Source organism: Lentibacillus daqui (assembly GCF_027186265.1).
In the GTDB taxonomy this organism is placed as follows: Bacteria; Bacillota; Bacilli; order Bacillales; family Amphibacillaceae; genus Lentibacillus_C; species Lentibacillus_C daqui.
Map to the genome: position 1 here is coordinate 437,149 of NZ_CP114176.1, position 24,527 is coordinate 461,675.

Annotated in this window: 29 protein-coding genes and 1 pseudogene; 17 read left to right on the forward strand and 13 right to left on the reverse strand. The window is 40.7% G+C overall.

The window, feature by feature from the left end; all coding sequences use genetic code 11:
* Positions 1–241: 241 nt before the first annotated feature.
* From O2S85_RS02330 to rsgA, 4 genes are all read left to right on the forward strand, one after another.
* A complete protein-coding gene (locus tag O2S85_RS02330) occupies positions 242–511 on the forward strand; it encodes a hypothetical protein (RefSeq protein ID WP_269411158.1) in 270 nt (89 codons plus the stop codon).
* Positions 508–783, forward strand: a complete 276-nt coding sequence (locus O2S85_RS02335) for a type II toxin-antitoxin system RelE/ParE family toxin (RefSeq protein WP_269411159.1) — start codon at positions 508–510, stop codon at positions 781–783. Before O2S85_RS02330 ends, O2S85_RS02335 begins: the two co-directional genes overlap by 4 nt.
* A gap of 185 nt (positions 784–968) precedes the next feature.
* A complete protein-coding gene (locus tag O2S85_RS02340) occupies positions 969–1,793 on the forward strand; it encodes an aldo/keto reductase (protein WP_269411160.1) in 825 nt (274 codons plus the stop codon).
* 396 nt (positions 1,794–2,189) lie between these two features.
* Positions 2,190–3,194, forward strand: a complete 1,005-nt coding sequence (gene rsgA / locus O2S85_RS02345; RefSeq protein ID WP_269412439.1) for a ribosome small subunit-dependent GTPase A — start codon at positions 2,190–2,192, stop codon at positions 3,192–3,194.
* A gap of 49 nt (positions 3,195–3,243) precedes the next feature.
* On the opposite strand, the gene O2S85_RS02350 is transcribed toward rsgA, so the two are convergent.
* Entirely contained in the window at positions 3,244–3,789 is a 546-nt protein-coding gene (locus tag O2S85_RS02350; protein WP_269411161.1) for an HD domain-containing protein, read from the reverse strand.
* Positions 3,790–4,003: 214 nt separating this feature from the next.
* Between O2S85_RS02350 and fni the strand changes: the two genes are divergently transcribed.
* From fni to O2S85_RS02390, 8 genes are all read left to right on the forward strand, one after another.
* On the forward strand, positions 4,004–5,056 hold the full coding sequence (gene fni, locus O2S85_RS02355) for a type 2 isopentenyl-diphosphate Delta-isomerase (RefSeq protein ID WP_269411162.1): 1,053 nt from the start codon (positions 4,004–4,006) through the stop codon (positions 5,054–5,056).
* A 337-nt stretch (positions 5,057–5,393) separates the two neighbouring features.
* Entirely contained in the window at positions 5,394–6,236 is an 843-nt protein-coding gene (locus O2S85_RS02360) for an MBL fold metallo-hydrolase (RefSeq protein WP_269411163.1), read from the forward strand.
* Positions 6,237–6,342: 106 nt separating this feature from the next.
* Positions 6,343–7,065, forward strand: coding sequence for a DsbA family oxidoreductase (locus O2S85_RS02365; protein WP_269411164.1), 723 nt, complete (start codon positions 6,343–6,345; stop codon positions 7,063–7,065).
* 313 nt (positions 7,066–7,378) lie between these two features.
* The gene (locus tag O2S85_RS02370; protein WP_269411165.1) at positions 7,379–8,332 is read left to right on the forward strand and encodes an ABC transporter permease; all 954 of its coding nucleotides are present in this window, start codon (positions 7,379–7,381) and stop codon (positions 8,330–8,332) included.
* The gene (locus O2S85_RS02375; RefSeq protein WP_269411166.1) at positions 8,322–9,272 is read left to right on the forward strand and encodes an iron chelate uptake ABC transporter family permease subunit; all 951 of its coding nucleotides are present in this window, start codon (positions 8,322–8,324) and stop codon (positions 9,270–9,272) included. Before O2S85_RS02370 ends, O2S85_RS02375 begins: the two co-directional genes overlap by 11 nt.
* Positions 9,266–10,021 (forward strand): iron ABC transporter ATP-binding protein, encoded by a 756-nt coding sequence (locus O2S85_RS02380; RefSeq protein ID WP_269411167.1) that lies wholly within the window; start codon positions 9,266–9,268, stop codon positions 10,019–10,021. The genes O2S85_RS02375 and O2S85_RS02380 overlap by 7 nt, the downstream gene beginning before the upstream one ends.
* A gap of 42 nt (positions 10,022–10,063) precedes the next feature.
* Positions 10,064–11,014 (forward strand): siderophore ABC transporter substrate-binding protein, encoded by a 951-nt coding sequence (locus O2S85_RS02385; RefSeq protein ID WP_269411168.1) that lies wholly within the window; start codon positions 10,064–10,066, stop codon positions 11,012–11,014.
* Positions 11,015–11,236: 222 nt separating this feature from the next.
* Positions 11,237–11,983 carry a SurA N-terminal domain-containing protein gene (locus O2S85_RS02390; RefSeq protein ID WP_269411169.1) on the forward strand — a complete coding sequence of 249 codons (747 nt, stop codon included), beginning with the start codon at positions 11,237–11,239 and terminating at the stop codon, positions 11,981–11,983.
* Positions 11,984–12,000: 17 nt separating this feature from the next.
* Here O2S85_RS02390 and O2S85_RS02395 read toward each other — a convergent pair whose 3' ends face one another.
* The gene (locus O2S85_RS02395) at positions 12,001–12,192 is read right to left on the reverse strand and encodes a hypothetical protein (protein WP_269411170.1); all 192 of its coding nucleotides are present in this window, start codon (positions 12,190–12,192) and stop codon (positions 12,001–12,003) included.
* Between O2S85_RS02395 and O2S85_RS02400 the strand changes: the two genes are divergently transcribed.
* On the forward strand, positions 12,183–12,350 hold the full coding sequence (locus O2S85_RS02400) for a hypothetical protein (protein ID WP_269411171.1): 168 nt from the start codon (positions 12,183–12,185) through the stop codon (positions 12,348–12,350). The two genes, O2S85_RS02395 and O2S85_RS02400, sit on opposite strands and share 10 nt — an antisense overlap.
* 128 nt (positions 12,351–12,478) lie before the next feature.
* On the opposite strand, the gene hisC is transcribed toward O2S85_RS02400, so the two are convergent.
* The 11 genes from hisC to O2S85_RS02455 all read right to left on the reverse strand — a co-directional run bounded on the left by hisC (position 12,479) and on the right by O2S85_RS02455 (position 21,574).
* Positions 12,479–13,564, reverse strand: a complete 1,086-nt coding sequence (gene hisC / locus O2S85_RS02405; RefSeq protein ID WP_269411172.1) for a histidinol-phosphate transaminase — start codon at positions 13,562–13,564, stop codon at positions 12,479–12,481.
* The gene (gene hisIE, locus O2S85_RS02410) at positions 13,545–14,198 is read right to left on the reverse strand and encodes a bifunctional phosphoribosyl-AMP cyclohydrolase/phosphoribosyl-ATP diphosphatase HisIE (protein ID WP_269411173.1); all 654 of its coding nucleotides are present in this window, start codon (positions 14,196–14,198) and stop codon (positions 13,545–13,547) included. Before hisIE ends, hisC begins: the two co-directional genes overlap by 20 nt.
* Complete coding sequence (gene hisF, locus O2S85_RS02415) at positions 14,195–14,959, reverse strand: imidazole glycerol phosphate synthase subunit HisF (protein WP_269411174.1); 765 nt, start codon at positions 14,957–14,959, stop codon at positions 14,195–14,197. The genes hisIE and hisF overlap by 4 nt, the downstream gene beginning before the upstream one ends.
* A 2-nt stretch (positions 14,960–14,961) precedes the next feature.
* Complete coding sequence (gene hisA / locus O2S85_RS02420; RefSeq protein ID WP_269411175.1) at positions 14,962–15,672, reverse strand: 1-(5-phosphoribosyl)-5-[(5-phosphoribosylamino)methylideneamino]imidazole-4-carboxamide isomerase; 711 nt, start codon at positions 15,670–15,672, stop codon at positions 14,962–14,964.
* Positions 15,669–16,271, reverse strand: coding sequence for an imidazole glycerol phosphate synthase subunit HisH (hisH, locus tag O2S85_RS02425; protein ID WP_269411176.1), 603 nt, complete (start codon positions 16,269–16,271; stop codon positions 15,669–15,671). Before hisH ends, hisA begins: the two co-directional genes overlap by 4 nt.
* Positions 16,272–16,303: 32 nt before the next feature.
* Positions 16,304–16,888 carry an imidazoleglycerol-phosphate dehydratase HisB gene (gene hisB / locus O2S85_RS02430; protein WP_269411177.1) on the reverse strand — a complete coding sequence of 195 codons (585 nt, stop codon included), beginning with the start codon at positions 16,886–16,888 and terminating at the stop codon, positions 16,304–16,306.
* On the reverse strand, positions 16,878–18,167 hold the full coding sequence (gene hisD, locus O2S85_RS02435) for a histidinol dehydrogenase (RefSeq protein ID WP_269411178.1): 1,290 nt from the start codon (positions 18,165–18,167) through the stop codon (positions 16,878–16,880). Before hisD ends, hisB begins: the two co-directional genes overlap by 11 nt.
* Positions 18,168–18,803, reverse strand: a complete 636-nt coding sequence (hisG, locus tag O2S85_RS02440) for an ATP phosphoribosyltransferase (protein WP_269411179.1) — start codon at positions 18,801–18,803, stop codon at positions 18,168–18,170.
* Complete coding sequence (hisZ, locus tag O2S85_RS02445; RefSeq protein ID WP_269411180.1) at positions 18,791–20,035, reverse strand: ATP phosphoribosyltransferase regulatory subunit; 1,245 nt, start codon at positions 20,033–20,035, stop codon at positions 18,791–18,793. The genes hisG and hisZ overlap by 13 nt, the downstream gene beginning before the upstream one ends.
* Before the next feature lie 87 nt (positions 20,036–20,122).
* On the reverse strand, positions 20,123–20,515 hold the full coding sequence (locus O2S85_RS02450) for a PH domain-containing protein (RefSeq protein WP_269411181.1): 393 nt from the start codon (positions 20,513–20,515) through the stop codon (positions 20,123–20,125).
* Positions 20,516–20,605: 90 nt separating this feature from the next.
* A complete protein-coding gene (locus O2S85_RS02455; RefSeq protein WP_269412440.1) occupies positions 20,606–21,574 on the reverse strand; it encodes a LacI family DNA-binding transcriptional regulator in 969 nt (322 codons plus the stop codon).
* Between the two features lie 441 nt (positions 21,575–22,015).
* Between O2S85_RS02455 and O2S85_RS02460 the strand changes: the two genes are divergently transcribed.
* From O2S85_RS02460 to O2S85_RS18705, 4 genes and pseudogenes are all read left to right on the forward strand, one after another.
* Entirely contained in the window at positions 22,016–22,825 is an 810-nt protein-coding gene (locus tag O2S85_RS02460) for an alpha/beta fold hydrolase (RefSeq protein WP_269411182.1), read from the forward strand.
* 173 nt (positions 22,826–22,998) lie between these two features.
* Positions 22,999–23,862, forward strand: coding sequence for a UDP-N-acetylmuramate dehydrogenase (murB, locus tag O2S85_RS02465; protein ID WP_439649447.1), 864 nt, complete (start codon positions 22,999–23,001; stop codon positions 23,860–23,862).
* Between the two features lie 213 nt (positions 23,863–24,075).
* Positions 24,076–24,318, forward strand: a pseudogene (locus O2S85_RS02470) (type II toxin-antitoxin system RelB/DinJ family antitoxin); the annotation flags it as partial.
* A 5-nt stretch (positions 24,319–24,323) separates the two neighbouring features.
* On the forward strand, positions 24,324–24,497 hold the full coding sequence (locus O2S85_RS18705; RefSeq protein ID WP_367746311.1) for a type II toxin-antitoxin system RelE/ParE family toxin: 174 nt from the start codon (positions 24,324–24,326) through the stop codon (positions 24,495–24,497).
* The last annotated feature ends 30 nt before the right edge of the window (positions 24,498–24,527 follow it).

Sequence of the window (24,527 nt, forward strand, 5' to 3'; positions counted from 1 at the left end):
TTATCTTAGGAAAATTGCTTTTTTATGTGGGTTGTTGGAGGCTTTTTCAAAAATGAAAGCAAATATTTGTAAAATAATAAAAAGACGTGCTGTGGAAAGCTACTGAAACAAGATTTTGCGCCTAATCCATAACTTTGACCAACCGGGTTAACGGTAGTATACTTAGCTTAAATTCTGAATACATTATTAACACTTGAAAGCAAGAAAGGTGGCATTAGTGTATGACGGATAAGGAGTGTTCATGTTGAAGCATATAAACACACCGGAAGAACTGTATGAAGAACTTGATAAACTGAATAAAGAACATACCGTTTCCCAATTCTATGTACCCGGGAAAGGGACGTTCACGCTGGCATGTGAAGAACGGGAAAAGACCATTAAAGAGGAAATGGAAGAAGACGAGGAACTCAGGGAAATGATTAATGAAAGCAGAAGGGAATATAGGGAAGGGAAGTATGTAACAACAGAGGAACTTATCCGATCTATTGATGAAAAGGATTTTTTCAAATGAAGCGAGTAGTGTTATCTAAGCTGGCGAAGAAGAAAATTCAGCATTACAGAAATGAACATTTTACCGAAGAGGAGACGCGGATATTTTTAAAAAAGTTGTCAGCCGAAATTGAAGATCTCCTCTTGAATCCTTTTTTAACTAGACGATATACTGATGAATGGGGAGAGTGTAAGGGGATTTCACGTATGATTCACCGGAAATTTAAATTCTATTATGAAATGCAAGGAGACGATATTATCATTCTAGCTATAAGGTTCCCCGGAGAAAAATAAACACCACCAAGAACAACACCTCGATAACATCCTTTTTTAATTTCTACTGAGGAAAGTACATCAGCCCTGTTTTCCACACTAAAATAGTTTACATTTTATAAATGAAGGGAATGAATACGAATAGCATTTTTGTTCCACTTCTAGAAATGTCTTAAGATATAAACAAAGAAAGGAAGCGATCAGTTATGCAATACATAACACTAAACAATGATCTTCGTATGCCGCAACTTGGATATGGGGTTTGGAAAGTTCCCGAAGATGAAGCAGCAACAGCGGTAGATAATGCGTTAAAAGCTGGTTTTCGCTCGATTGATACTGCAAAAATCTACGGCAATGAACGTGGTGTTGGAAAAGCATTGGCAGATAGCACCATCGATCGTAGCGATTTATTTATCACCACAAAGGTATGGAATAGTGATCAGGGCTATGAAAATACATTGAAAGCAATGGATGAAAGTTTGGAGAAACTTGGTCTTGATTATGTAGATCTTTATTTGATCCACTGGCCAACACCAAAGTATGACCAATATGTTGAAACATACAAGGCATTGGAGCAGTTATACAAAGATGGGCGCACCAAAGCGATTGGCGTTTGTAACTTTGATATCGAGCATTTGCAACGGATTATGGATGAATGTGATATTACACCCGCCATTAATCAGGTTGAATGTCATCCATATTTACAGCAGAAAGAACTGAAAGAATTCTGCAAGCAGCATGGTATCCGTTTGGAAGCATACAGTCCATTAATGAATGGCACCGATGTTTTAAAAGATGAAGTTATTAAAGAAATTGCCGGTAAATATGGCAAAACACCGGCACAAGTAATCCTTCGCTGGCACCTTCAATCCGATGTTGTGGTCATTCCAAAAACAGTAACACCTTCGCGGATGGCTGAGAACTTGGATGTATTTGATTTTGAGCTGAGTGAAGCAGATATGGAGAAAATTGCTGGTTTAGATCGAAATCAGCGTCACAATTCTGTGCCTAGTGAGATGAATAAGCGGTAGGGGGTGCCTATCACTTCCCGAATTTTGTCGTTTATTGTCGAATAAAAAACGCTTGGATTTATGGATAATCCAGGCGTTTTCCTTCCACATTGACTATTTCCTCAATTCTATCCATAACATGAGACATATGCGATAGCGTTTTGTTTAAAAATTCACTTAATGGAATTGGCATTTTGTAATGGCATGGTGTAAACTAACACTAGCTTGTTCATCCATTTTGAAAGGAGTGGTGTTTTATGAGTGCAATTAATACTATCTTTGTAAACCAAAACACACAAAACAAAGTGGAGGAACGGTCGGTGTTGTAACAGACTTTTCCTCCAACAATTAAGGAGGAAAATGTAATTGAACGGTTTGGAAAGTCTTGGATGGTGCAATTCCATAACAGATGTTGAAATGGACAGATTAGCACGGGTTATTGCTGTGCAAAGAGATAGTTATCGAATTTCGGATGGGGAAATAGAATATTTTTCCCATCTAAGTGGAAAGTTTTTAAATCAGGCGGCTGCTTCACTTGATTTTCCCGCTGTTGGGGATTGGGTGGAAGTTCAGAAGTTAAAAGAGGAACAAAAAGCGGTCATTCATCGCGTTTTGCCCCGAGAAAGTCAGTTTGTTCGACAGGCGGCTGGCTTGAAAACGGAAGGCCAAATAGTTGCAGCAAATATGGATCAAGTTTTCATTGTGAATTCCCTTAACCACGATGTAAATGTACGACGCATGGAACGATATATTTTGGCAACATATGAGAGTGGTGCATCTCCAGTTATTGTATTGACAAAATTGGACGAATCCTCACCTGAAGAAGTAGTACGGATTATTGCTTTGGTAGAAGAGGTGGCGATTGGTGTACCAATTGTCGCGATTAGTAGTATGACAGGAGAAGGTATGGACGAATTGACAGATTATTTGCAGCCGCATAAAACGGTTGCGCTGCTCGGGTCATCTGGTGTCGGTAAATCTACTTTGGTGAACAAACTCTATGGTCAAACGGTACAAGAAACCAATGATATCAGGGAAGCTGACAGCAAAGGGCGTCATACAACCACACATCGGGAAATGTTTATCTTGCCAAATGGTTCGTTGTTAATCGACACCCCCGGAATGCGCGAATTGCAGCTGTGGGACGGGGATTCAGCTATTGATACAACCTTCCAGGATGTAGAAGCATTGGCGCTGGATTGCCGATTTACCGATTGTCAGCATGATACGGAGCCCGGATGTCGCGTACAGGAAGCATTAAAATCCGGGGAATTATCAACGGAACGATTTCAATGTTATTTGAAACTGCAACGGGAATTGGCGTTTGAAAAGAGGAAGCAGGATCAAAAAGCCCGGCTGGAGGAAAAAGGTAGATGGAAGAAAGTCTCCAAGGAATTGAAAAGCAGATATAAAAATAGATGATAAGCGATTAGAGCCTTCCCCGATTATTTGGTGCAGGCTCTAATTCCTCTTAATTTGAGCCAAATACACGCTCGACTAGCGCCTCGAATTCATTGAAATAAGCTGGCACCTCATCAGTCGCAAGCCCGATATACATATTTCTGGCAATCGCTTGGTTATACCATTTTTGCTCATCAAACCCGGCATTAAAATGCAGCCATACCTCATTGCCTAAACGTTCAAGGTCCTTTTCCAACTCGAGCAAATTATCTAATTTATCAGCAACAATCAGATATTTGACTTCCTTATCAGCATTCTTAATCGTGTCAATTGTATGCTGTTTTCGTTCCTGCCATGATTTTGATTTGTCCTCTGTATGTGCAGCAACAAGGTTGGCTACCTTTGCGCCAAATGCCTGCTGTATATCTTCTATGTCGTAGGGCGTATCTTCAACGACATCATGTAAATAGCCTGCACAAACCAATGCTTCGGAAAAACCTGCTTGCTCCAACTGTTCGGCAACCCGGATCGGATGTGTGATATATGGTGCGCCAGAGCTTTTCCGTGTTTGTCCCTTATGTGCCATCTCGGCAAACGCTTTTGCTTGTGCCTTCAACAAAGATCCCTCTTTTACCCCGATATCGATGCTAACGTTCTGTGTTTAAAATCTGGTCTGCAAACTCCATTTCCAATCGTTTGAGTCGTTCTTTTTCCAGATAAAAGTAAACGAGATGACAAGGCGTCGTTTTTCTTTTCATCCAATTGGAAAACAAGTAGACTATTAAGAGGATAACATAGTTCGTAAAACAGTGAAATTGGAGGATATCTTCATGGATATAGGAATCAACAAACGTAAAACGGAACACATTCGTCTATGTTTAACGGAGAATGTGGAAGGTGTTAATAAAACAACGGGGTTAGAAGGCATTTCATTTATACACAATGCATTACCGGAAATCGACTTTGCCGACATTCAGCTGGATACAACCTTTTTAAATAAATCAATAAAGGCACCGTTTCTTGTCAGTTCCATGACGGGCGGATCGGAACTTGCGGTACAAATCAACACTAACCTGGCAATGGCTGCGGAAAAGAGAGGCTGGGCAATTGGGCTTGGTTCAACAAGGGCACTGCTTGAAAGTGATGCATATAAAGAATCCTTTTTAATTCGCAAGCATGCGCAAACAGTTCCGTTAATTGCCAATATTGGTGCTGTTCAACTAAATTATGGGTATGGCGTCAAGGAATGTCAGCGGCTTGTTGATTTAACGGAAGCGGATGCACTTTATTTACATTTAAACAGCTTGCAGGAGATCGTTCAAGATGAAGGAGATCTGAACTTCAAAGATCTGTTGCCAAAAATAAAAGAAGTATGCCAATCCTTAAGCGTTCCAGTTGGTGTCAAGGAGGTTGGTTTTGGGATTGATGGTATCGTAGCGGAAAAATTATACGATGCAGGTGTTTCCTTCATTGATGTCGCTGGCGCCGGTGGAACATCATGGAGTCAGGTGGAAAAGCTCCGTTCCAAAGACCCATTACGCAAGTCGGCTGCCGAAGCATTTAACAACTGGGGAAATCCAACGAAAGACTGCATTGTTTCAGTAAAAAGCAAGTTGCCTGATGTACCGATTGTTGCAAGTGGCGGCATGAAAACAGGTGTGGATGCTGCAAAAGCAATGACCATTGGTGCGGATATGATCGGATTTGCCAGACAATTACTGGAATCCGCCACCGAATCAGCTGAAAAAGTCATGCAAACGATGGAACAAATTGAATTTGAAATGAAGATGGTGATGTTCGGTATTGGTGTGAGGTCCATTACTGAGCTGCAAAATACTGATCGTGTAAATATCATGGGACGATCCCTGTTGGGAGAAAGCTAAAGCTGATTGCGGCTTTAGCTTTCTTTTTGTTTTTGCTGTTGAAATGCATTGATTTTAAATATTTTTATCTTTGAGTAGTGAATGATCGACCAAAAGCAATCGCCTATCGACCGGGTAGTGCGAGTTATCGACCGAAAAAGACTGCTAATCGACCGGAAAACGCTGATATCGACCAATGTCAAAGGAGTATCAACCTATAGCCACAAAACATCAACCATATACTATCAAATATCAACCAGCCCACAATATCACGAAATACAACCAAGCTTGGCCGCCCATCAATCAAGTATATTTTTCATTCCCCTCCAAACAATATCAACAAATGGAGGTGGAATGTATGGACAACGACATGCACAAAAGTAAAGATAACAAAATGATTCCAATGACATCGATTGCAAGCGGCACTGGAGAAGAAGTACGGGATGACGTTTATTATTATACAGATCAGATCGTGAATATTTGCTTTATTGGTTCTCCCCATGCAGAGGAATGGTATCTGATTGATGCTGGGCTGCCATTTTCAGCATCGGAAATTCGCTCGGTTGTGAAGGAGCGTTTTGGAAAAGACAGCAAACCGACGGCGATTCTATTGACACATGGACACTTTGACCATGTAGGAGGATTGGTGGATTTGCTTAAAGCGTGGGATGTGCCTGTTTACGCGCATGAAAAGGAGCTGCCATTTCTGACTGGTGAAAAAAGTTACCCGGAACCAGACGGAACAGTGGAAGGTGGGTTCCTGGCAAAAATCTCTCCCATGTATCCAAATGAGCCGATTAATCTGGGCAATCATATCGAAACATTACCAATGGATCAACATATTCCGGGGCTGGCTGATTGGAAGTGGATCCATACCCCAGGCCATAGTCCGGGACATGTATCGTTTTATAGAGAAAAGGACCGTACGTTGATAGCAGGAGATGCTTTTATTACGGTGCGCCAGGATTCGTTTTATAAAGTGTTAGTGCAGAAAGAAGAGGTGAATGGACCGCCAAGATATTTGACCACCGATTGGTATGCTGCCAAGGAATCAGTGAAGAAGCTGGCAGAACTAAATCCGGAATTGGTGATAACCGGTCATGGACATTATATGGAGAAAGACGCATTAACAGAAGGATTACAGCACCTTGTTGAGAATTTTGATGACATTGCTGTTCCAGACCATGGACGTTATATTTAAATGTTGAGGTCTTTCCTTTAATTGGCACCCCACTGTTTTTGAGCACAACATTATTTGAAAAAAGTTCTCTTGTGCTAAAATAATCAGTGGAATGAGGTGTTTACAAATGAAAATTGAAATTTGGTCTGATTTTGTGTGTCCATTTTGTTATATGGGAAAACGCCGATTGGAAAACGCATTGGCTCAATTTCCCCATCAAGACAAAGTCACGCTTGAATATAAAAGTTATGAGCTTAGTCCAAACGCTGAAAGAAATCCTGGAAAAACGATTCATGAACAAATGGCTGAGAAATTTGGTTCGACGATTGATCAAGCGAAAAGTATGAATGATAAGATGGCCGAGCAGGCAGCCGAGCTTGGGTTAACATATAACTTTGACTCCATGAAACCAACCAATACGCTTGATGCCCACCGGGTTGCCAAATATGCAGCAAAACAAGGTAAGGGTAAGGAAATGACCGAGCGCTTGCTAAAGGCCTATTTTACGGATGGTAAGCATATCGGTGACAAGGAAACGTTAAAGGAACTGGCGGAAGAAGTCGGCTTGGAGGCCTCGGCCGTGAATACACTATTACAAACAGATGATTATCTTGCCAAAGTTCAAGCGGATGAAGAAGAGGCAAAAGAGATCGGTGTACAAGGTGTTCCGTTTTTCGTCTTTAATGAAAAATATGCGGTCTCCGGTGCACAGCCGGCGGAAGTTTTTAGCGAAGTACTGGACACAGTCTGGGAAGAAGAAAGTAAACAACCAACATTACAGTCGTTAACCCCGAAAAAATCAAAAACGACCTATTGCACGGATGATGGATGCTGTGAGATAGAAGAATAGAAATATGCGGCTAATGAAAACGAACCCGGATGAAAATGGTCACCATCTTCATCCGGGTTCGTTTTCTTTTTTTGTCACCGTGTACCCGCCTCCGCAAACGATCACAAGAATTGCCACAAAAATGTGATATATATTACATAAATGCCATTGACGTGCACGTTTTTTTTGACTATAATCAAAGATGCAGGCTAATTGATAATGAATATCATTCTTAATTAGATTAATTTGAAGGTGATAATCATTCTAAATAAACATGCTGTAATCGAACGGACACCATAGCAGTACAACGCGTTTTTGAAGTAGAGGTCTTGATATGAAGGTACGGTATTTAGCTATATTGGTAATCATTCTTTCTGTTATTTCTGTGTTTGTCGGGGTTTCTGATGTTTCTCTACTCGACATATTCAGTCTGACAGAAGATCAAAAAGAGGTTTTGGTCATCAGCAGGCTCCCCAGGCTTGTTAGTATTTTAATAGCCGGGATGAGCATGAGTATATGCGGCTTGATTATGCAGCAACTGAGTAAAAATAAGTTTGTCTCCCCGTCAACCGCGGGAACGCTTGACTCAGCGCGACTCGGTATCCTTGTCTCCATGATGATATTTACATCAGCAACTCAACTGGAGAAAATGCTTGTATCGTTTGCCTTTGCATTGCTTGGTACACTTGTATTCATGAAGATTTTGGAGAAAGTGAAATTTAAGGATGCTATATTCATTCCATTGATTGGTTTAATGTTTGGAAATATTATTAGCTCTGTATCCACTTTTTTCGCTTATCAAAACAATCTAATCCAGAATATGTCATCCTGGATGCAAGGCGACTTTTCGATGATTATGAGCGGAAATTATGAGTTGATGTATGTAAGTATTCCAATTTTATTGATTGCTGCGTTTTACGCCAATAAATTTACGATTGCCGGAATGGGGGAGGACTTTTCCAAAAACTTAGGTCTTAATTATCGCCAGGTGGTAAACCTTGGGCTGATCATTGTTGCCCTTGTTACAGCATCGGTCGTATTGTCAGTCGGTATGATTCCTTTTTTGGGATTAATCATTCCGAATATCGTTACCATTTATCAGGGAGATAATCTAAAAAAAAACTTATTACATACTGCATTGCTGGGGGCAATCTTTGTTTTAGTCTGCGATATCATTGGCAGGGTTATTATCTATCCTTATGAAATTCCAATTAGTTTAACGGTTGGAGTGATAGGTAGCGGGGTATTTATCTATCTATTAGTAAGGAGAAAGAAATATGGATTATAAGAAAAAGACAATTATCTTAAGTCTAATCGCAGCATTACTAGCCGCCCTGTTTATCTTATATGACCTAAGTGGAAATATTGGTTACATTTTGCCAAGAAGAATGATTAAGGTTGTCGCGATTATCCTTACTGGCGGGGCGATTGCCTTTTCAACCACGATCTTCATGACCATTACCAATAACCGGATATTAACACCGAGTGTGCTTGGACTGGATTCACTATATTTGTTAATTCAAACGGTTACGATTTTTATATTTGGATCCAAATCACTCATCATGATGAGCAGTAAACTAAATTATCTATTCTCCATTGTCATCATGGTTCTGTTCGCTTTGATCCTTTACCGATGGCTGTTTCGGGGAGAAAAGAATAACATTTACTTCCTGTTATTAATTGGTATGATTTTAGGAACCTTTTTTGGCAGCTTTACTTCATTTATGCAAGTATTGATCGACCCGAATGAATTCATGGTTGCCCAGGATAAAATGTTTGCCAGTATTAATAATGTGAACACAGATCTTGTTTATATGTCAGTTATCATGATTGTATTGATTACGTTGTACTTCATGCATTTTTATAAATACCTCGATGTGCTGGCATTGGGCAAAGACAACGCAATTAATCTGGGTGTCCCATACGATTATGTAGTCAAACGGTTATTAATCATTGTTGCAGTGTTAATCTCAATCTCCACTGCATTAGTTGGGCCGATTACCTTTTTAGGTTTGCTGGTCGTTAACGTGGCGTATGAATTTCTAAAAACGTACCGGCATTTTTATATTATTATTGGATCGGTGTTAATTAGTATTATTGCGCTGCTGGGCGGGCAGTTTATTGTCGAGAAGGTTTTCAGCTTTGAAACAACCGTCAGCGTGATCATCAATTTTATCGGCGGTGTGTATTTCATATATCTTTTGTTAAAGGAGAATAAATCATGGTAGATATTAAACATGTATTAAAAAAATATAACCAAAAAAAGGTTGTTGATGATGTGTCCATTAAAATTGAAAAGGGAAAGATCACATCATTTATTGGCCCTAATGGTGCAGGAAAGAGTACATTAATCTCAATGATTAGCCGACTGATTGCAAAAGATGATGGTGAAATTACAATTGATGGGCAGGACATTTTGCAAACAAAAAATAAAGAACTGGCGAAGAAAATTTCCATACTCAAACAATCCAATGCCATCAATCTGAAGCTGACGGTTAGGGAACTCGTGTCGTTTGGCCGTTTTCCTTATTCACAAGGGAGGCTGAAGCAAGCGGATTGGGATAAGGTTGAGGAAGCGATCGATTACATGGAACTTCGCGATATGCAACATCAATTTTTGGATGAACTTAGTGGCGGTCAACGTCAACGTGCACACATTGCCATGGTTATTGCCCAGGATACCGAATATATTCTGCTTGATGAACCGTTGAATAATTTGGATATGCGTCATTCCGTATCGATTATGAAAACATTGCGCCGTCTTGTTAACGAAATGGGCAAAACCATTGTTATTGTCATTCATGATATCAATTTCGCATCTTGTTACTCTGACAACATTGTCGCTTTAAAAGACGGAAAGATTGTAAAACAAGGTCCAACCTGTGATGTAATTGACCGATGTGTGTTAAAAGATATTTACGATATGGATATTGATATAAAAGAGATTGATAACCAGCGGATTTGTGTTTATTTTTAAAAGCTGAGGAAGTATAACATCATATACAAGGAGTTTAACCATATGAAGAAACTTGCACTTGTTGTAGTAATGGGTTTTCTGGCTGTTATGATAGCAGCTTGTGGTTCCAATGATTCAGCAGAAAAAACAGATGATACAGGGGACAAGGAAGATTCCACCCTTACCATCAAGCATGAACTAGGTGAAACAAAAGTGCCAAAGAACCCGAAGAAAGTAGTTGTGTTTGATTATGGTATATTAGATACATTGGATGAACTTGGCATTAAGGTTGCCGGGGTTCCACAAGGCAATATTCCAACGTATCTGGATAAATATAAAAGCAACGATTATGAAAATGTCGGCAGTTTAAAAGAACCTGATTTTGAAAAGATTGCTGAAGTGGATCCGGATTTAATTATTATCTCCGGTCGTCAATCAGATGTTTATGACCAACTGCAAGAAATAGCACCAACCGTATATCTTGGGATAGATACCGCACGTTACATGGATTCGTTCAAAGAAAATATGGAAACAGTCGGTGAAATATTTGGCAAAGAAGATGAAATTGACCAGGAACTTGCTGATATTGATGATTCCATCGCGAAGTTAGAAGAAAAAGCGGAAGGGATCGATAAGAAAGCACTAATCGTGCTGGCGAATGATGATAAAATCAGCGCATATGGTCCGAAGTCACGTTTTGGGCTGATCCACGACGTATTTGGCATTCCTGCAGTGGACGAAAACATTGAGGCTTCCGTACATGGCCAGAATGTTTCCTTTGAATATGTAAGAAAGCAGGATCCCGATTTGTTATATGTTGTCGATCGAGGAGCCGTTGTAACTGGCGGGGAACCATCCGCTAAGAAAATTGTTGAAAATAAACTCATGAAAGATACGAAGGCATATAAAAATGATGATATTACGTATCTAAATCCAGAATTCTGGTATCTCTCCGGTGGCGGACTTGTGTCTGTACAAGAAATGATTAAAGAAGTTTCAGACAGCCTGGAGTAAATATTTGGGGACAGTCTCCCGCCACGCAAATTCGTTAAAGTGGTGAGGACTGTCCCTGATTTTGTGGCAGAAAATAGGCATGCCTGTCATTGAATTGTTAATAGCCCCTTCTAAGCCCGCCATCATGCGTTTCTTTCGCGATCACCCAAAATTAATGCCTTGCTATATAGCATGAATGTATGTTTGAATGATAAGACAACCAAGGAAATGAGGGAAAATCTAATGAAAAAATTAGTCATGCTCGTTTTGACACTTAGTATAGTAGGTTTGTTAGCCGCATGTGGAAATGATTCCGATGATTCAAGTTCGGAAAAGGCAAAGCAAAATGACGATAAAGCAAAAACGGAACAACAGGAAAAATCACAACAGGCGCAACAAGAGGAAGATGTAACGGTTTCGGATGACGAAAAAGTGGACAAAGATGATGTGGTCGCACAGGTAAATGATACAAAAATAAAAGGTGAGCAATATAATGATGTATACGCACAAACGAAAGTAGCCATGCATCAATATGGTCAGGATGTTAGTGATAAGGATCAACTGAAAGATCAAGCTATGAACGTCCTGATTCAACAGGAATTGGTAAAACAGGATGCGAATGACAAAGGAATTACCGTTTCTGATGATGATGTTGACAAGGAATTCGATAAAATGAAATCGCAAAATGAAGACCAGTTTCAGGCGGTACTCGATCAATACAATCTTAGTGAAAAAGGTTACAAAAACCAGCTGACTTTCGAGATGATTGTAGATAAATATATGGATAAGGAACTACCGAAAGCTGATGTGTCCAATGATGATGTGAAAGAGTATTACGACCAGATGAAAGAACAAAATGAGGATATTCCTAAATTGAAGGATGTCAAAGATCAAATCAAAGATCAATTGGAGCAACAAAAACAAAGTGAAGAATTGCAAAAGAAAATTGACAAACTGCAAAAAAACGCCGATGTTAAAAATATGATCTAAGCCATTAAGTTGTTCGTTTAGCGCTGTCTATGCTGTGACTGTAAAACACAGTTGACTCGGGGTAGATACCGGAACTGCTTAGATAAAGATAGCATCGCAAACAGAGGATCTTTTGGTTTACGCATATCAACCAGTTTAAGCGGGATATCAACCTCTTGTGCGTGCAAATCGACCAGTTTAAAGCGGATATCAACCTCTTGTGCGTGCATATCAACCAGAGAAGGCAGGATATCAACCCGGTGCGCGTGAATATCAACCGAAATGGCTGGAATATCAACCCTCATCGACGGCTTGCGTAATTGATACGGCGATTTCAGCCGATTATACGGCGATTTGTGATCATGATACGGTAATTTTCACACATTAAACCGTGATTCCCAAATTTTGGAACCCATTCATGTTGTTGGAGCTAGCCTCATACTCCTGATTAAGGATCAAAAACATAGGACCCCTGCTATTTCCGGCAGAGGCCCTTTTTTATACAAACTAAAACGATCACGAATGTACTACATCCGCCGCAAGTTCTGTCATTACCTTGTCAATTCGCTCCAAACAGGTTCGCATATCCGCATCTGTTCCAATCGTAATCCGTAAATAATTAGTAATTTTCGGCTTGTCAAAGTAACGGACTAACACGTTGCAGGCTTTTAACCTTTCATAAAGTGCTTTTGCCGGAAATTTGTAGTGACTGACTAAGATGAAGTTTGTCTTGGATGGGAGCACCATAAAACCAAGTTGCTTCATACGGCTGGTTACCCATTCCCGGGTTTCGATGACTTGCTGTACCCGCATATCAAAATATTTCTGATCATCCAATGCTGCTTCTGCCCCGGCGATTGCCAGTCGATCCAATGTGTAGGAGTTAAAAGAATTTTTAATCCGGTTTAGTCCTTTGATTAAGTCCTCACTTCCCAAGGCATAGCCCACCCTTAGCCCGGCGAGTGACCGTGATTTGGACATGGTTTGGACAACGAGCAAATTTTCATAGGTGTTCACCAGTGAAGCGGCTGACTCCCCGGCAAAATCAATGTATGCTTCATCAACAATGACAACTTGATCCGGGTTACTCTCCACGATATCAATCACATGGCCAAGCTCAAGATAGATCCCTGTCGGTGCATTTGGATTTGGAAAAATAACGCCGCCTTCCGATTGAAAATAATCTTCCGGTACAATGGTAAAGTCACGCTTTAGTGAGATGGTTTCATATGGGATGCCAAACAGCTTGGCATATACCGGATAAAAACTATAGGTAATCTCCGGAAAGCGGATTGTCTTATCTTGGTCAAAAAAAGCCATAAAGGCAAATCCCAGCACTTCATCAGAGCCATTGCCGACAAAAACATTTTCCTTTTGTAATTGATATTGCCGGGCGACCTTTTCCTTTATCGTATCAACGGTTGGGCTGGGGTATAATTGCAGTTTGCGTTCTATCTCCTCGGCGATTGCCTTACTGACCCTTGGCGAGGGAGGGTAGGGATTTTCGTTTGTATTAAGTTTGATGATATCCGCTACCTCTGATTGCTCGCCAGGTACATAAGGTTCGGCTCTTGATGCCATCTCACTCCAAAATTGACTCACTGCGTATCCCTTCCTTTTGCATGTGACGTTTCATCAGCTCCTGTTTAATATCGCTAAGGGAAACTTGACGTATGTCCATCAGAATCAGGGTGTGATAAATCAGATCGGAGATTTCCCAAATTAATTCCTCGTTATCCGCATTTTTTGCACCGATAATCACTTCACTTGTTTCCTCGCCAACTTTTTTCAACACCTTGTCAATGCCTTCGCGAAACAAATAGGTGGTGTAGGAACCATCCACGGGGTTTTCCCGACGCTGTTTAATCATGTCAACGAGGTCATTGATCATCGCAAATTGATTGGGAGTGCCTTGATAGACTTGGTTATGAAAACAAGTTTCTTCTCCGGTGTGGCAGGCTGGCCCGAGTGGTTCTACCTGTACTAATATCGCATCACCGTCGCAATCATAAGAAACACTTTTGACCATTTGTCTATTTCCGGAAGTTTCTCCTTTGTTCCATAGCTGTTGGCGGCTGCGGCTATATAGCCATGTTTCCTTTGTTTCCAATGTTTTTCTCAAGGCGTCTAGATTCATATAGGCAAGTGTCAGGACTTTTCCGGTGTCACTGTCCTGAATAATTGCGGGAATAAGTCCTGCTTCATCAAATGCAATCTGCTCGAAATTTATGTTCATGATAGCTCTCTCCTCATTGTAATACCATTTTCGGCAAGGTATTGCTTTAATTCCGGTATCTTTATTTCACCGTAATGAAAAACCGAGGCAGCAAGTGCAGCATCCGCCTTTCCTTCCTGGAGAACAGCTGCGAAGTGTTTTGCTTCACCAGCACCACCACTGGCAACAACCGGAATGTTAACTGTTTCGGCAATTGTTTTGGTCAATGCAATGTTAAAGCCATTTTTAACCCCATCGGTGTCCATGGCATTAACGACGATTTCACCAGCACCAAGTTCTTCGCCGCGTTTTGCCCATTGAATCGCATCCATTCCAGTATCGATTCTGCCTCCGTTTAAAAAAACCATCCAGTTTGATCCTTCGCGTTTTACATCCATGGATAAAACAAAACATTGGCTGCCGAATTTGGCAGCGGCTTGGGTAATCAAAGAAGGGTTGCGAACGGCGGCACTGTTTAAGGATACTTTGTCCGCTCCCGCCCTTAGTACACGATAAATGTCATCAACCGAACCCAGGCCACCGCCGACGGTAAACGGGATGTTAATTTCACTGGCAACCTGTTCAACAATCTCGATAAAAATATCACGTTGTTCATTCGAGGCTGTAATATCATAGAACACAAGCTCATCGGCACCACTCAGACTGTATTGTTTGGCCAGCTCAACTGGATCAGCGACATCACGGATTTCCTGAAACTTCCTTCCTTTGACAACCCTGCCTTTATCAACATCCAAACATGGAATAATTCGTTTAGCAAGCATGGTTAAACCCTCTCTCGTAATGTGGATAAGGACAATGTTCCATCATATAATGCTTTACCGATGATGGCGCCATAAAGCCCAAGTGATTGTAATCGTTGTATATCCTGTTCACTGGATACACCACCAGATGCAATCACATGAATGGATGTTGCCGTATTGATTGTCTCTAATTCTGCAAAATTGGGACCGGAAAGCATGCCATCTTTTTGAATATCGGTATAAATGATTGTTCTTACCCCGATATTCGCTAACTCCTGCACTAAATCAATCGCCTTTACCTCGCTCGTATCAATCCATCCATTTGTTGCTACATAGCCATTTCGCGCATCGATGGAGACGGCTATTTTATCACCGTAGCGAGCTACTGCCTGCTGCAAAAACGCTTGATCCCGAATAGCAGCTGTTCCGATAATCACCCGATTGACACCGAGCGATAAGTAAGTTTCTACGGTTTCCATCGACCGAATACCGCCGCCAATTTGTACAGGTATGGAAGTTTGTTTGATAATCGATTGGATAATAGACGCGTTGACCATTGTTCCTGTTTTAGCTCCGTCAAGATCAACAATATGCAAATATGCCGCTCCTTGTTGTTCCCAATTGGCTGCAACAGTAATTGGTGAATCATGATAAATGTTTTCCTTTTGGTAATCACCCTGGATCAGCCGGACACACTTGCCGTTTCGTATGTCGATGGCTGGAAATAGGATCATGAAATCATCTCCTCAAAGTTTTTTAGTAATTGCAATCCGATTGGTCCGCTTTTCTCCGGATGAAACTGCATGCCAATGATATTTTCCCGATTGACAATGGCGGAAATTTGCCCGCCATATTCTGTGCTGCTTACCGTTTCCTGACGATTGGCGTCGATATAGTAGGAATGGACAAAATATACATACGAACCACTGTCGATCCCTTGTAATATCGGATGGGTGCGGTGATGGGTTAATGTGTTCCATCCCATATGTGGCACCTTTACCGAAGCGTCAATTTTCTCGACGCAACCCTTAAGGAGACCCAATCCCTTCCATTCTCCGTTCTCGTAACTTGTTTCATAGAGTAGTTGCATACCTAAACAGATGCCCAGAAGCGGTTTTCCTTTCGCCACTTCAGCTTGTAAAACCGCTGTTAGCCCAAGCTGGTCAAGTGCTGCCATCGCATCTTTAAAAGCCCCTACACCAGGCAAAATAATCGCCTTGCTTGCCGCGATGGTTTGGTGATTGCTTGTCAAGGCGGAATCGATATCCAGTTTGGTCAATGCTGACTGCAGGCTTTTTATATTGCCCGCCCCATAATCAATAATGGCAATCATTTGCATAATTCCTCTTTTCCAATCAAGAAGTGTTAAAGTGATCCTTTTGTTGAACGTATGCCTTTGATACGTGGATCTTCCAGGGTTGCTTCATCCAATACCCGGCCAAAACCTTTGAAGATAGACTCCACTATGTGATGGCTGTTTTCACCATAGTCAAGGTTAATATGTAAGGTTACCTTGGCATGGTTAACAAAACCCTGGAAAAATTCCTTGACCAGCTCTGTATCAAACGTCCCGATCTTGTCTTTCAATCCTTCCACATGGAATACAAGATGGGGCCGCCCGCTAATATCCAGGGAAAGGGTGGATAAGGCTTCATCCATTGGGGTAGTCATCGTGGCATAGCGCTTAATGCCCGCTTTTTCTCCTAATGCCACATCAACTGCTTGCCCCAATACGATGCCGATATCTTCCACTGTGTGGTGCTGATCAACTGTCAAATCGCCGGCACAGGCAAGATCCATATCAAATAGCCCGTGCCTGGTCATTAGTGTCAGCATATGATCCAAGAAACCAACGCCGGAATCAATGTTTGCTGTTCCGGTTCCATCAACGGAGAATTGTAATTGAATGTCTGTTTCAGTTGTTGTACGCTCAATCGAACTATTTCGCATGATTAGCATCCTTTCTTCTTATCCTGATGGCATTGGCATGTGCTGTTAGCCCTTCTGCCTCGGCAAGTGTAATAATTTGATCAGCCGCATTGAACAGGGACGATTGATTATATTGAATCAAACTCGATTTTTTGACAAAATCATACACACCGAGCGGGGAGGAAAAAATAGCCGTTCCACTTGTTGGCAGGGTATGATTCGGGCCGGCAAAGTAATCACCCAATGGTTCCGGTGAATACGATCCGAGAAAAATTGCACCGGCATGCTTCACGCGGTGGACGTTTTCATTCGGGTTTTGAATCAGCAGTTCCAAATGCTCCGGGGCGATGGTGTTTGCCAAATCCAATGCTTCAGTAACCCCGCTTGTGACAATGATGCTGCCATATTGATTCAGGGATTTTTGAGCAATCTCTTTGCGGTCAAGGAAGTCCAACTGTATTTCCAGCTCTGTCTGGATTTCCTCGGCGAGTGTATCGCTTGTTGTGATACAGATGGCCCGTGCCCGTTCATCATGTTCAGCCTGTGATAATAAATCGGCAGCGACAAATCTTGGATTGGCTGTTTCATCGGCGACAATGCAGATTTCACTCGGACCGGCAATCATGTCTATTGCCACATCCCCGAACACCCATTTTTTAGCGCGGGCGACATAGGCATTTCCCGGACCAACGATTTTGGCAACTTTGTTAATGGTAGATGTACCGTATGCCAGCGCTGCAATTGCCTGGGCACCCCCAACCTTGTAAATTTGGTCAACACCAGCTTCGTCAGCGGCAGCCAGCACAAAAGGATTTACGTTTCCATCTGGTTGTGGTGGTGTAACCATAATGACTGATTTGACGCCAGCTAATTTTGCCGGGATGACATTCATTAGCACCGTTGATGGATAAGCTGCCTTCCCACCCGGAATATAGACGCCAACCCGATCCATTGGGGTGATTTTCTGGCCAAGCATATTCCCCGATTCATCGGTCAGATACCAGGACCGTTCGATTTGTGCTTCATGAAAACGTGTGATGTTTTGTTTTGCTAGTTCCAATGCTTCCGTCAATTCTGTTGGCACCGATTGTTTTGCTGCAGCTATCTCTGCTTCGGTAACTTTGAGGTCTGTCAGCGTTACGCCATCAAATTGCTCCGTATAGTTAAATAATGCTTGATCGCTATTTTTCCTGACTTCGGAAATAATGTCTAAAACGGCTTGATCAAGAGCGGGATCTTCAAGCGAATCCGTTTTTTCTCCGTTCTTTGCTAAATAGTCCGCTTTAGTTTGGATGTTCATCTACTTTTGCACCTCCAAGGCATGATGCAGTTGATCCATAAAGGTATGGATTTGCTCGGATCTAGTGGCTAAACTGGCTTTATTAACGATCAATCGTGTACTGATTGATTCAATTGTATCGATCACGTGCAGACCATTTTCCTTTAAAGTTGTGCCGGTTTCGACAATATCAACAATGACGTCTGCCAATCCGACAAGTGGGGCAAGTTCCACCGAGCCATTTAATTTTATGGTTTCAATGGGAATTTGCCGGCTTTTAAAATAAGCACTTGCAACATTTGTGTATTTGGAAGCGACCGCTAATTTTTGATTTGTTTCGATGGTAGTATCATCTGTGCCAGCAACCACAAAATGACAGTTACCAAAGTCAAGATCCATCATCTCGTAAACATCAGCCCGGGATTCCGCAATATTGTCTTTACCAACAATGCCAAGGTCAGCGGCACCTTTTTCGACATATGTTGGTACATCAACTGCTTTCACATAGACTAACTTCAAGCGCTTCGTTTCATCATAAAAAATCAATTTTCGTGTTTCTTCATGGAAGTCGGGGAAATGAATATTAGCCCCCCTTAACAGTTTCATCGATTGTTCAGCCGTTCGTCCTTTTGCCATGGCAATGGTCAGACATTCCATTTCAATTCCTCCTTCAGCAGCGCTAACAATTCGGATTGTTTGGTGAATACCATGGTTTTGGCTGGGGAACAGATGAAATTCTGTGTTTCTTTATAATAGATGGCTGTAGCATTGGTTTGATGGTGCCCATAGCTTTCCAGTTTTGTTGCCCGTACTTGCAATCCGTTATTGCGTAATCGTTGTGCCGTGGATAATGCTTCTTGCTGTTTTCGCTTGACATAATACATGTAAATATTGAAGGGTGGCTGCAAATCCGGGAATAGGGCTGCCTGATCCATAATGTCGGAAATCGAATCAATATCAAAGGCGAAACCAATTGCCGGCATTGGCTGATTGAATTGTTCTGCCAAGTGATTGTACCGGCCGCCCATTAAAACGGGTTTTCCGAAATTCTCTACAAACCCCTGGAAAATGATATCGGAATAATAGTTCATATGATTGATCAGTCCCAGGTCAAAGGAAATAAACGGTTCCACCTTGTACAACGTTAATACTTCTAAAAGATCCACCATACTTTGCACCGTTTTTCGCATCTGTTGATTGAGTGCAATGGATTCTGCCCTTGCAATTACCTTTTCCGGTGTCCCATACAATAACGGCATCTGTCGCAGTGCATCTTTGCTTTGTGTATCAATTGACAACCTATTCAGAAAGGGCTCGATCTCGGAGAAGTTTTTCGCCTGAATCATGGCCTGCAATTGTTCCGCTTCTTGATCGGTTATAGAAATTTGACTTAATAATTCCTTGAAAAACCCGGCATGACCGATAACCAGTTTAAAACGATCAAAACCAAGGTCCTGTAATGTATGAACAGCTAATGCAATGACTTCTGCATCCAATTCCGCCGATTCTGTTTCAAAATTTTCAATACCTGCTTGCATTTGTTCGTTAGATTTCTGATTTGGACCAGCCGTGCGAAAAACATTGGACATGTAAAAAAGCCGTTTATCCTCTTCAGGCAATTGTTCCATCGCTGCCACCCGTCTGGTAATCGGAATGGTCACATCTGGTCGGAGGACTAATATCTCTCCTGACGGGGCAATCACCTTGATCATTTCCTCTGTACGGATCGTTCCGGTAATGGATTGATACAGATCATAGGCCTCAAATGCTGGTGTTTGAATTTGCCGATAACCGTAAGTGGCAAATCGTTGTTTCATTTTATCCAATACATATTCCTGTTTCCGGTATTCATCCTGGCGCAGTGCATTCCGATTCTGTACCTGCAGCATAAAAAATCTCCTATTCTATAACTTTATCGCTTTAACACTTTATTTAATTAAAGTTAACTAGTATTCTAATAATTAATACGGTAAAAGTCAATAGCAAATAAGGAGGAATTTTTCCCATGTTTGATTATCATGTGCACAGTGTACTTGCTTTTTGCTTTTTGTTTGTGTAACTAAATCGCAAATTTTTTTCAGAAACTGTTCGGCATCTCCATAGTTTACCCATTTTACATTGATTGATATATTATTATTAAATGTAAATGATGCATGCTGTATATTTACATTTTCAATATCATTGTAACTATATATTTCAAAATCCTCCAATCTAAAAGGATAACTGATATACCAAATTAGTCGCTTATCAGTTGCAAAGATTTCTCCAAATTTATATTCAATCCCCATTTTTCCGTGTACTTCGAATGTTCCCATTATCCTTTCCTTAATTTGCTCTCCGGAAATCAATATTGAATTTAATTTTTTCACTTTCTTCAACTCCTTATTATGGAAAATGTTTTTATCTTTCACTCCTATCAAGAGTTTAATTGATGAAAACATTTTCATATCAAGGAGTTTTTATTTCCTAGGAGAGGAGACTGTGTTACGTTTCACAAGATGGAATGGGTTCTTAATTTTCTTATTTGTATCGTCAAAGAAAAGCTGAAATGCTTGTTCTCCAATTCTTTTTATATTTAGATCCAAAGTTGTCAAGCCAAGGGCCTCGGATATAGGGACGTTATCAAATCCTATAATCGATAATTCAGTCGGAATTTTTATATCATAAACCCTAGCCTGAACAATCATACCTGCAGCAACCTCATCTCCGTTTGCTAAGATGGCTGTAGGGAAATCCCCTTCACTGTATAGCCTTTGAATAACTTTTTTACCATCATCCATTGTAAAACAATCTGTGAATATCCAAGAATTTGAGGCTTTTCGCTTAACCTTTCTTAGAGATTCCTTAAATGCTGAAAAGCGCATTGTACTGCTAAGACTGTTTTTTCTGCCTGTACAATATCCAATTTTTCGATGTCCTTTATCTATTAAATAATCTAAAGCAGACATAACGGCCTCATAATGGTCTAAATAAACACAAGGTAATTCCTTTACATATTCACAACTAATAATAGGGCCATAAATAGTATATGGCAGTATAGTTTCCCAATCATTCGCATGGGAACATATAATTAAACCATCCAATTGTTTTCTTTTAAGCATTAACAAGTAATTTAATTCTTCTTCTTTATTATAATTTGTAGCACAGCAAAGCACTGTATAGTTATTCTCAAACGCTTTTTCCATAATCCCTCCCACCATGGATTGAAAGTATGGATGGTCAATATATGGGATGATAACTCCTAAAGTAAGTGTTTTCCCTTTTACAAGATGAACGGCGTTTAAATTTTGATGATAGTTCAATTCCTTAATAATTTTATTTACCTTTGCTCTTTTTTCTTCACTCACATAGGGATGGTTATTCAATACTCTAGATACTGTTGTAATGGATACGCCAGCTCGTTTAGCGATGTCTTTAATATTGCAAATTTTGATTCACCACCAGTCGTCAAAATTGATCATTGATTTATCACGCATTAACGGGCTGTAATACCCCCGCCTCTATAAGTGAGAGTAACCAAAAACTTAAAAGGCGGGGGATAAACAGCCCGTAAATTCCTGATTCCGTTCGAGCCTGCAGGAGACAGGTCACAAAGGCGTTGCAACAGGACGTTGCGAATTCAGCCTTTGTTCCTCTAGATCAGTGGCGGGAAAGGAAACCCCCTACTGAATGAAGTTTCACTTTATTACAATGATAACCTAGTGGACATAACGGTTACCAATATTTCAATTGGAAGCCATTAAACGATTGCTTCCTATTCAAAACGCTATATTTTGTCATGAAAAATTCGATTTATAACGACAAAAATCTGGCTGAAGATGGTACAATAAAAAGATGAAATTGAACTATTGTCAGGAGAGTAGGAGCAATTGAAAAAGAAACACATCATATATATTGTATCGGCTGTTTTGATTGTTTTCATTGCAGCGATTGGTACGTACATTCCGCACCGTGCAAATTCCCAGCATGGACTTCCTCCTGTAACAGTATTTGTTCATGGTTATAAGGGAACGGCGAATTCTTTTGGCGGGATGTTGAACCGGTTTGAGCGAAATGATTGGGGAAATAAAGCACTTATTTGCTATGTGACACGACAAGGACATGTGAAAACATATTCGCTTAATAAGGAGGAGAAACGACCGATTTTAGTGCAGGTTGTTTTCGAAAATAACCGGGCAAGTTTTGAAGATACCACAAGATGGCTTTCAAAGGTAATGAAACAATTAAAACTAAAATATCATATCCATTCGGTAAATCTTGTCGGACATTCGATGGGTGGTATTGTTTCATTGAAATATCTGGAAGAATATCAGGAAACCTCCCGATATCCGGTTACAAATAAACTGATTACAATTGGCAGCCCATTTAATGGGATTTATAATCGCTATTATTTTCAAATTAACCATGATGCGGCGACAACGGATCTAAAACCGAATTCCGCGGCATTACAATTGTTGAGAAAAAATGCTGTGGCTATTCCTGATTATATAAACGTTCTAAGTATTAGTAGTACTGGGGATCCGGTGGCTGTACCGGAAAGTGTTGGGAAACTGAAAACAATGATCCCGCAAAGCCGTCTGACGGAGAAAATAATCGACAACGACTACCTGGGTCACAGTGAGCTGCATGAAAATACTCAAGTTGACCAAATGATTTACTCATTTTTGTGGCAGGATTAGGTACGATCACTTACAATAGTATTAGCAAGTATTAGCAATTCAAATGTCCGCTTTGTAGCTTGTAACAGCGAACATTAACTAATCGTAATTACTTTATAGAAGGAATGGTTTAAGTGGTAAATGATCATCATACGTATGAGGAATTAATTAAGATTACACCAGCGGATAATGTGATGGTTGATGAACACTTAAAAAATCATACGTATACCCGTTTAGGCGGGAAAGCGGATTTTTATGTCACACCGGAAACATATGAACAAGTACAGAAAATCGTTAGGCTGGCAAATAAGCAGAATCTCCCGTTTACCATGCTTGGAAATGGGTCTAATTTAATCGTCAAGGACGGGGGCATCCGCGGCATCGTCCTTAATTTGCAAAAACTGGCATCTATTACTTCTAATGATACTACCATTGTTGCCCAAAGTGGTGCCCGGATTATCGATGTATCCCGATATGCTTTAGGTAAAACACTGACTGGGCTGGAATTTGCCTGTGGGATTCCCGGATCTGTTGGCGGAGCATTATTTATGAATGCCGGAGCATATGGCGGTGAAATCAAGGATGTATTGGAAAGCACCATTGTTGTCAATCGCGATGGAGATCTTCTAACATTATCAGCAGATGAATTGGACTTGGAGTACCGCTCCAGTAATATTCCGGATAATGGTTATATTGTTCTGGAAGCAACCTTCAAGATGCAAGCAGGTAACTATGACGAGATTAAAGCGGTGATGGACGATTTAACGTTTAAACGGGAATCAAAACAGCCACTGGAATATCCATCGTGCGGGAGTGTATTTAAGCGGCCGCCTGGATATTTTGCTGGCAAGCTAATTCAGGATAGTAATCTACAAGGCAAGCAAATTGGCGGAGCTCAGGTATCCTTAAAGCATGCCGGTTTTATTGTTAATAAGGATCATGCATCGGCTCAGCACTATATTGATCTCATCCATTTTGTCCAACGAACCGTCAAAGAGAAATTTGGTGTTCGATTGGAACGTGAGGTTAAAATTATTGGTGAGGATTTGGTTGAATGAAAAAAAAGGCTGTGAACGTGGCTATATGTTCACAGCCTTTTTTCACTGATAAAGGGAATATAAAGTGTACCTAACTGGTGGATTTACCATTAATATCCATTACCTAACATTAGGGATTAGGGCCAAATTTATAATAATTATATACAATGTATTGCTTTTGTGCACACAACACCCTAATATTATTTGTAAGGAGAACCGGGGCTTAAGGAACAGGCGGAGGAAGTTTTGGGACAATTGGGTATTCCAGTATCGAACGCTGTGAATATATTTTTGAAACAGGTTGTTATGCAAAGGGGAATCCCTTTTGATGTTAAACTTCCAGTCTATAAGCCTATGGGAGCCTTTGATTTAACAGAAAAAGACTTAAACGTTGAGTTGGAAAAAGGATATGCGGATTTTACACAGGGTAACATAAAATCAGTTGAGAGTACCTTTTCAGATATCCGTAGAGATTAAAATATATGAATTTTAAAATATTTTTGACGGAACAAGCAGATTCAGATTTAAGAGGGATATATGAGTACATTGCATTTACCTTGCTTGAACCTGATATATCTGCTCGACAATTAGAGAGGATTAAAAATGCTATACGCAGCCTGGATGAAATGCCAAGTAGATCTCGGTTATTTGAATAGAAATATGTAGCTTAAGAAAGTAACCAGGAG

Coding starts and splice junctions, on each gene's coding strand:
- O2S85_RS02390 (WP_269411169.1), top strand. CDS start 11,237: ATGAAAAAATTAGTCATGCTCGTTTTGACACTTAGTATAGTAGGTTTG.
- O2S85_RS02380 (WP_269411167.1), top strand. CDS start 9,266: ATGGTAGATATTAAACATGTATTAAAAAAATATAACCAAAAAAAGGTT.
- O2S85_RS02365 (WP_269411164.1), top strand. CDS start 6,343: ATGAAAATTGAAATTTGGTCTGATTTTGTGTGTCCATTTTGTTATATG.
- hisZ (WP_269411180.1), bottom strand. CDS start 20,035: ATGCTGCAGGTACAGAATCGGAATGCACTGCGCCAGGATGAATACCGG.
- murB (WP_439649447.1), top strand. CDS start 22,999: ATGGTTGATGAACACTTAAAAAATCATACGTATACCCGTTTAGGCGGG.
- O2S85_RS02360 (WP_269411163.1), top strand. CDS start 5,394: ATGGACAACGACATGCACAAAAGTAAAGATAACAAAATGATTCCAATG.
- O2S85_RS02385 (WP_269411168.1), top strand. CDS start 10,064: ATGAAGAAACTTGCACTTGTTGTAGTAATGGGTTTTCTGGCTGTTATG.
- O2S85_RS02340 (WP_269411160.1), top strand. CDS start 969: ATGCAATACATAACACTAAACAATGATCTTCGTATGCCGCAACTTGGA.
- O2S85_RS18705 (WP_367746311.1), top strand. CDS start 24,324: ATGAATTTTAAAATATTTTTGACGGAACAAGCAGATTCAGATTTAAGA.
- O2S85_RS02370 (WP_269411165.1), top strand. CDS start 7,379: ATGAAGGTACGGTATTTAGCTATATTGGTAATCATTCTTTCTGTTATT.
- O2S85_RS02395 (WP_269411170.1), bottom strand. CDS start 12,192: ATGCACGCACAAGAGGTTGATATCCGCTTTAAACTGGTCGATTTGCAC.
- hisA (WP_269411175.1), bottom strand. CDS start 15,672: ATGATCCTATTTCCAGCCATCGACATACGAAACGGCAAGTGTGTCCGG.
- O2S85_RS02335 (WP_269411159.1), top strand. CDS start 508: ATGAAGCGAGTAGTGTTATCTAAGCTGGCGAAGAAGAAAATTCAGCAT.
- hisG (WP_269411179.1), bottom strand. CDS start 18,803: ATGGAATGTCTGACCATTGCCATGGCAAAAGGACGAACGGCTGAACAA.
- hisF (WP_269411174.1), bottom strand. CDS start 14,959: ATGCTTGCTAAACGAATTATTCCATGTTTGGATGTTGATAAAGGCAGG.
- hisIE (WP_269411173.1), bottom strand. CDS start 14,198: ATGAACATAAATTTCGAGCAGATTGCATTTGATGAAGCAGGACTTATT.
- fni (WP_269411162.1), top strand. CDS start 4,004: ATGGATATAGGAATCAACAAACGTAAAACGGAACACATTCGTCTATGT.
- O2S85_RS02375 (WP_269411166.1), top strand. CDS start 8,322: ATGGATTATAAGAAAAAGACAATTATCTTAAGTCTAATCGCAGCATTA.
- hisD (WP_269411178.1), bottom strand. CDS start 18,167: ATGAACATCCAAACTAAAGCGGACTATTTAGCAAAGAACGGAGAAAAA.
- O2S85_RS02330 (WP_269411158.1), top strand. CDS start 242: ATGTTGAAGCATATAAACACACCGGAAGAACTGTATGAAGAACTTGAT.
- hisH (WP_269411176.1), bottom strand. CDS start 16,271: ATGATTGCCATTATTGATTATGGGGCGGGCAATATAAAAAGCCTGCAG.
- rsgA (WP_269412439.1), top strand. CDS start 2,190: ATGGACAGATTAGCACGGGTTATTGCTGTGCAAAGAGATAGTTATCGA.
- hisB (WP_269411177.1), bottom strand. CDS start 16,888: ATGCGAAATAGTTCGATTGAGCGTACAACAACTGAAACAGACATTCAA.